This is a genomic window from Bacillus sp. SIMBA_154 (assembly GCF_046536015.1).
GTDB classification, from domain to species: domain Bacteria; phylum Bacillota; class Bacilli; order Bacillales; family Bacillaceae; genus Bacillus; species Bacillus pumilus_P.
This window is the reverse complement of record NZ_JAWJBV010000113.1, coordinates 1-343: the sequence shown is the minus strand read 5'-3', so window position 1 is coordinate 343 and position 343 is coordinate 1. Positions and strand designations below refer to the sequence as shown.

The 343-nt window shown below is 30.3% G+C and carries 1 protein-coding gene; it reads left to right on the top strand.

Annotated elements, in window-relative coordinates; all coding sequences use genetic code 11:
* A partial coding sequence (locus R0K30_RS21355) for a hypothetical protein (protein ID WP_410612778.1) occupies nucleotides 1-343 on the top strand: 343 nt, incomplete at both ends.

The following is a 343-nucleotide window of genomic DNA, read 5'->3' as shown; positions in this document are numbered from 1 at the left end:
AGTACTTCACGAAGTATTAGATGAGCTTAATATCCCTTACAAACAGAAAGTTTATATAAAAAGTTTTGAAGATGCAGTCAATTTTATTGATAGCAAGCAAGTAAGTACATGGGGAGAAATTGCCAGTCAATATCCAAAAGCAACCGAGATAATAAAATTTTTGAAGATAAAAGAAAAGGTATTTAAACATTATGGATGGATTTCATTAGACAACTTTTCCAGACTATCAGATAGTGAGCTATTAAATGAAGCGTCTAGAATTTTTAATGAAGACGGATCAAATTCAATGAGTATTTTTGAAAAAAATAATTCTGGGTTGATACGTAATATTAGGGAGAGAGAG